The sequence below is a fragment of the Stenotrophomonas pictorum JCM 9942 genome, from assembly GCF_001310775.1.
Taxonomy (GTDB): Bacteria; Pseudomonadota; Gammaproteobacteria; order Xanthomonadales; family Xanthomonadaceae; genus Stenotrophomonas; species Stenotrophomonas pictorum.
In genome coordinates, this window is the sequence record NZ_BAZI01000134.1 from 1 (window position 1) to 7,086 (window position 7,086).

Sequence of the window (7,086 nt, forward strand, 5' to 3'; positions counted from 1 at the left end):
GTGGCCGGCAGCGCGCTGGCCAGCGGCGCGGCATCGGCACGGTTGTCCAGGTGGGCGTTGATCGCCGTGGCGGTGAAGCCACCGAAGGCGGCGGCCAGGGCCAGAGTCAGCAAAGTGGGGATCGGTCGCATAAGTGCGGTAGCTCCGTGCACAGGCGCCAGCGGGCGCGTCGGGATGGGGCGGAATTCACTGAACGCGAGTGTGGCCGGCGACGGCTAAATCGACAATGAAATATTCCGCACCGCCGCAATCCCAAGGCCGGCAAGCGCTTCGCCGATTGCAAGGGGCTGGCGGCAGATTTTTCGTTTGACATCACCTTGCCGCTGGGTAAGCTTGGCCTCGCCATCAGCACAAGATATTGGGTTGATGTGAAACGCGCCCCCAAGCAGTAGGGTTATGCTCGGGGCGAGCACCCCAGCGGAAGGCGTGCAATGACAGCGAAAACGATGCAGATAACCGGTAGTCCCCGGAGTCCCCTCATCCCGCCAGCAGGCGCGTAACCACGCGGCTGTGCGTCGTCGTCGTTGCCGCCCGGCCCGCCGGGGAAGAGCCAAATCGCGCCCCATGGCGCCTTGAAGAGAATTTCCATAATCATGAGCACGGTGCGTCTTGAAGTGGTCAGCAATCAAACCAAATCGGACCTGATCCCTCTGCAGCCTGCCTCGCAGGACATCTGGGAAAAGAAGTACCGCCTCACGACCAAGGCGGGTGAAGCGCTGGATGCCGATATCGACGGTACCTACCAGCGCGTGGCCCGTGCCCTGGCCGATGCCGAAGCCAGTGACGAGAAGCGCGCCTACTGGTACGAGCGTTTCGTCTGGGCGCTGCGCCGCGGTGCCATCCCGGCCGGCCGCATCACCTCCAATGCCGGCGCGCAGGAACACAAGCCGGCCACCAGCACGATCAACTGCACCGTGTCGGGCACCATCACCGACTCGATGGACGGCATCCTGGAGAAGGTCCACGAAGCGGGCCTGACCCTGAAAGCCGGCTGCGGCATCGGCTACGAGTTCTCCACGCTGCGCCCGCGCGGCGCATTCGTCGCCGGCGCCGGCGCCTACACCTCCGGTCCGATGTCCTTCATGGATATCTACGACAAGATGTGCTTCACCGTGTCCAGTGCCGGTGGCCGCCGCGGCGCGCAGATGGGCACCTTCGACGTGTCGCACCCGGACGTGAAGGATTTCATCCGCGCCAAGCGCGAGGACGGGCGCCTGCGCCAGTTCAACCTGTCGCTGCTGATCACCGACGGTTTCATGGAGGCGGTCAGGACCGATGCCGACTGGCCGCTGGTGTTCCCGTTCAATACCAAGGAACACGGCGACATCGACCTGGCCAAGGCCGAGGACGTGGTCTGGCGTGACTGGCCGACCCACGAGAACTACATCGTCCGCGACGATGGCCTGGTCGCCTGCAAGGTCTACGGCCATATCCGTGCCCGCCACCTGTGGGACATGATCATGGTCTCCACCTACGACTACGCCGAGCCGGGTTTCATCCTGATCGACCGCGTCAACGAGATGAACAACAACTGGTGGTGCGAAAACATCCGCGCCACCAACCCGTGTGGCGAACAGCCGCTGCCGCCGTACGGCGCCTGCCTGCTGGGCTCGGTCAACCTGACCAAGTTCGTGCGCGATCCGTTCACCGACAAGGCCAGCTTCGACTGGGACGAGTACAAGGAAGTGGTGCGCGTGTTCACCCGCATGCTCGACAACGTGGTCGAGGTCAACGGCCTGCCGCTGGAGCAGCAGCGCAACGAGATCATGCGCAAGCGCCGCCACGGCATGGGTTTCCTCGGCCTGGGCAGCACCATGACCATGCTCCAGATGAAGTACGGCTCCAAGGAATCGTGCGAATTCACCGAAGCCATCGCCCGCGACATGGCCGTGGCCGGCTGGGAAACCGGTCTGGAACTGGCCCGCGAGAAGGGCGCCGCGCCGATCATGGACGAGCAGTTCACCGTTACCGCCGCGATGCTGCGCCAGCGTCCGGAAATGAAGAAGGACGGCTGGAAGGTCGGCCAGAAGATTGCCGGCAAGGTGCTGCACGCCAAGTACAGCCGCTACATGCAGCGCATCGCCACCGTCGCCCCGGAACTGGTCAAGGAACTGGCTGAAACCGGCGCGCGCTTCACCCATCACAGCTCCATCGCCCCGACCGGCACGATTTCGCTGAGCCTCGCCAACAACGCCTCCAACGGCATCGAGCCCTCGTTCGCGCACCATTACAGCCGCAACGTGATCCGCGAAGGCAAGAAGTCCAAGGAGAAGGTGGACGTGTTCTCCTTCGAGCTGCTGGCCTACCGCGCGCTGGTCAACGCCAAGGCCATGCCGTTTGCCGAAGGCGCCGACGCGCAGCTGCCGGAGTACTTCATCAGCGCCGACGACATCTCGCCCAAGGAACACGTGGACGTGCAGGCAGCCGCACAGAAGTGGGTGGACAGCTCGATCTCCAAGACCGCCAACGTCCCGACCGACTACCCGTACGAGCAGTTCAAGGACATCTACCGTTACGCCCACGAGCAGGGGCTGAAGGGCTGCACCACGTTCCGCTTCAACCCGGCCGCCTTCCAGGGTGTGCTGGTCAAGGAAGCGGACCTGGAAAACACCACCTACCGCTTCGAGCTGGAAGACGGCTCCACGGTGGAGGTCAAGGGCAACGAGCAGATCGAATACGACGGCGAAATGCACACCGCCGCCAACCTGTTCGATGCCTTGAAAGAAGGGTATTACGGCAAGTTCTGAGTAATGTCCCGGCCGTCCCGCCGCTGCGGCGGGGCGGTGACGCGATGGTCGCCGCCATCGGGTTGTACCGCGTGAGTTCCACGTTGCATCGGCTTCGAGATAGCATCGCCCACGTTACAGACCCGACGCCTGAGGAGGGCTTTATGAGCAATGGTAATGGTGTGACGGCGACCGTTTCCCAGGTTGTCGAGACTGTGAAAGAAACCACCGCCCATCTGGGAGACAGCCTGGCGGTCACCGCCAGCGACGCCGTTGTCGCAGTCAAGGCCCGCGCCCGCAAAGCCGAGGCCGGCGCCAAGCAGCAGGTCGCCAAGGTGAAGAAGGCCGTGGCCAAGGCCGAGAAGGTCGTCGCCAAGAAGGCGGCCGCCGCCAGCAAGGAAGTGAAGAAGACCGTCTCCTCGGTACGCAAGAAGCTGGAAACGGCCAAGGTCAACGCCCAGGCCGAAGCGGCCGCGCTGAAGAAGCAGGCGCCGGCAAGCGCGCCGCGGCCAAGAAGGCCCTGGCCAAGGTCGAGAAGACCGCGGCCAGCAAGGCGGCCTCGGCGAAAAAGGCGGTCAAAACCGCCGAGAAGAAGGTCGCCAAGGCCGTGACCAAGAAAGCCGCTGCCACCAAAAAGGCAGTGAAGGCCACCGAGAAGAAGGTGGCCAAGGCCGTGGTCAAAAAGACCGCTGCCGCCAGGAAGGCGGTGAAGACCGTCGAGAAAAAGGCGGTCAAGAAAGTCGCCGCTGCCAGGAAGGCGGTGAAGACTGCCGAGAAAAAGGCGGTCAAGAAAGTCGCCGCCGCCAGGAAGGCGGTAAAGACTGCCGAGAAAAAGGCGGTCAAGAAGGTCGCCACCGCCAAGAAAGCGGTGAGGAAAGTTGAAAAGAAGGTCGTCAAGCAGGCCGCGGCCGCCAAAAAGACCGCTGCCAAAAAGGCCGCGACCGTGAAGAAAGCGGTCAAGAAGGCCGCTCGCAAGTAAGTCGCACCGCGCGCCCCGTCCTCACCGCGAGGACGGGGTTGCTGCCGCATACCCCGCACCACCACGCATATCCAGGACACGCACCATGGCCGTCAAAATCGACAAGAAAATCAAGGGTTACTCCGTCGTCACTCCGGACGACAAAGCCCGGGAAGCAGCGGCCAGCGCCCCGGTTGCCGTGGTCCAGGACGCCTCGCCGCTGGACAACATCGTGCACATGCACGAGCGCATCGAGCGCCCGGAAGTGCTGATCGGCAGCACCTACAAGATCAAATCACCGCTGGTGGAGCACGCCTTCTACGTGACCATCAACGACATCGTGCTCAACGCCGACACCCAGCACGAGCTGCGCCGTCCGTTCGAGATCTTCATCAACTCCAAGTCGATGGAGCATTTCCAGTGGATCGTGGCGCTGACCCGCATCATGTCGGCCGTGTTCCGCAAGGGCGGCGACGTCACCTTCATCGTCGATGAGATGAAGGCCGTGTTCGACCCGAAGGGCGGCTACTTCAAGGCCGGTGGCGTGTACATGCCGTCGCTGGTGGCCGAGCTGGGCTTCATCGTCGAAGAGCACATGAAGTCGATCGGCCTGCTGCACGATCCGGAAATGAGCGCGCACCAGCGCGCGCTGATCGCCGAGAAGCGCAAGCAGTTCGAGGAACACTCAAAAAAAAACGCTGAAGCCGTAACCGTCGCGGTTGCCGCCGTGGAAGCGGGCGAGGACGCCAGTGCCGACAACGGCAGTTTCCCGGCCGCGGCGACCATGTGTCACAAGTGCAGCACCAAGCGCTGGTGGTGATGGATGGCTGCCAGACTTGTTTGAATTGTGGGTATAGCAAGTGCGGTTGAGATAAGTCGCGACTGTTTTTTGATAAACCGAATTGGGCCAGGTCAGTAGTGAGCTGGCCCAGCTTTTATGTATATCGTGCAATGGGAGTGGGGATGCCGACTTACGCAGAATATATCGCTGAGCAGACTTTGGTTGCACAGGAGTGTTTGCGCGACCTCGGCTGCCAGCCAGTGCTCTTTGTAGGAAGCGGTATTGCGAAACGCTATGGGGGTGGGCCGAGCTGGAAAGAGTTGCTAGCTAGGGTCATTGCGGAGAATCCTCTCATCGAAGATGAATTGCCTTACTTGCAGCAGCGTGAGGGGTCGCTTCCAAAGGTCGGAAGCGTGCTAGTTGATCCGTACCAACGGTTTGCGTGGGGAGTAGGACGAGAGGGCTTTCCTCCAGAGCTCTTCGCAGAAGATGTATCAAAGGATATCTACCTTAAGTATCACGTTGCGGATGTCGTCAAGAGCTCGGTGGGCAGCATTATTGACGTTGATGGTGACCTTCTGGCGGAGATCTCTGCTCTTAGGAAAGTTCGTCCCAACTCAATCATAACTACGAACTATGACCTCATGCTGGAAGAGGTCTTTCCCGAATACACGCCGATTGTTGGTCAGAAGATCATTCGTGCGGCGAGTATGATGATCGGCGAAATTTTCAAGATACACGGATCGATAGATGAACCTCGTGAGCTGGTTCTGACTCACGAGGATTACGAAAAGTGGTGCCTTAGGAAGAAGTATCTTTCGGCGAAGCTGCTGACTTTTTTCCTTGAGCATCCTGTTGTGATTGTTGGATATGCGGCCCAAGATGACAACGTCATCGAGATTTTGAGAGACATCGATGAGATTTTGGGTGGGAACGGCGAGCTAGTTCCTAATATTTTTTATGTAGTTCACGACCCCTTAGTGGACGAGTCATCGTATCCAGCAAGGCAGGCAGTTCTTGATCTGCGAGATGGACGTTCTATGCGCGTGCATTGCATGCAGGCTAATGACTTGACGTGGGTGTTTGATGCGTTCGCTGCCTCTGAAGGGGTTGAGAACGTTAACCCAAAGATTCTTCGGGCGTTGATGGCACGAACGTATAATCTTGTGAGGCACGATATTCCGAAGATGACGCTTGAAGTGGACTTCGGAACTCTTGAGCAAGCAGCCAACAGCGATAGTGAGCTTCCTCGTCTGCTCGGCATAACGTCTTTGTCGGATCCACAAACCTTCAATGCTACCTATCCTTATTTGACAACGGCACTGGGAAGGAAACTGGGATTTCCGAGCTGGCATGGTGCTAGGAAACTGATTGACCAGATCAAGGCAGAAAAGGATGTTGATCTATGCTCAAGCGATAACCAGTTTCATATCGCGGTTAAGTCTGGAACTAATACAGTCATACATAAATACAGTGAGGCTGCGGTCGCACTCTTGACTAAGGTGCAAGTGGGAGAGCCTTACGAGATCCATCTTGAAAGGCCTCATGGCGCACGTAAGGCGCGCAAGAGAGTAGCCGCGGCTTCGTAGCTGGCAAAACAGGGGTCAGAGTGGAGTGACCCGTGTTTTGTGGACAGGGTAGTCAGGGGACAGTCCTGACCGGTTGATATTGCTGTTCGGCTTGTAACGGCGTGGTGTAGCCCAGCCCGGAATGCAGCCTGGCCCTGTTATAGAACACTTCGATGTACTCAAAGATCGCAGTTCTGGCGGCCTCCCGGGTTTTAAACGGGCGGCCGTCATTGATTTCCAGCTTCAGATTCGCAAAGAAACTCTCGATCATGGCGTTGTCATAGGGCATGCCGGGCCGGCTCATGCTCAGCCTTATTTTTGCTTTCGCCGTTTTTGCCCTGTAGTGGAGGCTCCGGTATTGGCTGCCTTGGTCGTGGTGAAGGGTCAGGCCTGGCCTTGGCCGACACTGCAGCAGCGCCATGTCCAGGGCGTCTTCAGCCAGCTTGGCCAGCTGCAGATGACTCATTGCCCAGCCCACAATTCTTCGCGTGCAGACGTCCTGGATGACGGCCAAGTGGAGGATGCCTTCGCGGGTCGATATCTGGCTGATGTCGCCTACCCAAGCCTGGCATGGCGCTGTTGCATGGAAAGGCCACTGCAGCAAACGTGGCGCCGCCGGTGTTGCGTTGTAAGCCCGATGAGCTCGCAGGAAACGTTTACGGCGATGGGTCATCAAACCGTGTCGATGCCGCAGCCTGTCCATGTGATGTCGCCCACAGCGGATACCGCGTGACTGCAGCTCGCGCCACAGTCGACGGCTGCCGTAAGCCGCCCGACACTCGTGATGCACGCTGGCAATGGTCGCGCCCAGTAGTACGTCCTGCGTGGCCCGGCGACTCGGCAAGCGCGTGCGCCACGCGTGGTAACCACTGCAGGAAACCTGCAGGCAACGGCAAAGCAACCTGAGGCGATGGTTTACCCGTTGCCCGTGGATCCAGGCGTACCTCGCTTGGACTGGCTGGCGAAGTACGCCTCCGCTTTTTTTAGGATTTGGTTCTCCTCACGCGCATCGGTCAGTTCACGCTTCAGCCGGGCGATCTCCAGTTGCTCCGG

5 protein-coding genes and 1 pseudogene are annotated in these 7,086 nt (G+C 59.8%); 5 read left to right on the forward strand and 1 reads right to left on the reverse strand.

What is annotated here, in order from left to right:
- The first annotated feature begins 593 nt into the window (after positions 1–593).
- The 5 genes from JCM9942_RS08510 to JCM9942_RS08530 all read left to right on the forward strand — a co-directional run bounded on the left by JCM9942_RS08510 (position 594) and on the right by JCM9942_RS08530 (position 6,054).
- Complete coding sequence (locus JCM9942_RS08510) at positions 594–2,747, forward strand: adenosylcobalamin-dependent ribonucleoside-diphosphate reductase (protein ID WP_054659017.1); 2,154 nt, start codon at positions 594–596, stop codon at positions 2,745–2,747.
- Between the two features lie 143 nt (positions 2,748–2,890).
- Complete coding sequence (locus tag JCM9942_RS20150) at positions 2,891–3,337, forward strand: hypothetical protein (protein ID WP_157722834.1); 447 nt, start codon at positions 2,891–2,893, stop codon at positions 3,335–3,337.
- Positions 3,334–3,705: a histidine biosynthesis protein HisIE gene (locus tag JCM9942_RS20155; RefSeq protein ID WP_157722835.1), complete on the forward strand. Its 372-nt coding sequence runs from the start codon at positions 3,334–3,336 to the stop codon at positions 3,703–3,705. Before JCM9942_RS20150 ends, JCM9942_RS20155 begins: the two co-directional genes overlap by 4 nt.
- Before the next feature lie 85 nt (positions 3,706–3,790).
- The gene (locus JCM9942_RS08525) at positions 3,791–4,504 is read left to right on the forward strand and encodes a TSCPD domain-containing protein (protein ID WP_425478330.1); all 714 of its coding nucleotides are present in this window, start codon (positions 3,791–3,793) and stop codon (positions 4,502–4,504) included.
- 143 nt (positions 4,505–4,647) lie between these two features.
- Positions 4,648–6,054 (forward strand): SIR2 family protein, encoded by a 1,407-nt coding sequence (locus JCM9942_RS08530; protein ID WP_054659023.1) that lies wholly within the window; start codon positions 4,648–4,650, stop codon positions 6,052–6,054.
- A gap of 52 nt (positions 6,055–6,106) precedes the next feature.
- Here JCM9942_RS08530 and JCM9942_RS18280 read toward each other — a convergent pair.
- Positions 6,107–7,006, reverse strand: a pseudogene (locus JCM9942_RS18280) (IS3 family transposase); the annotation flags it as partial.
- Between the last annotated feature and the right edge of the window lie 80 nt (positions 7,007–7,086).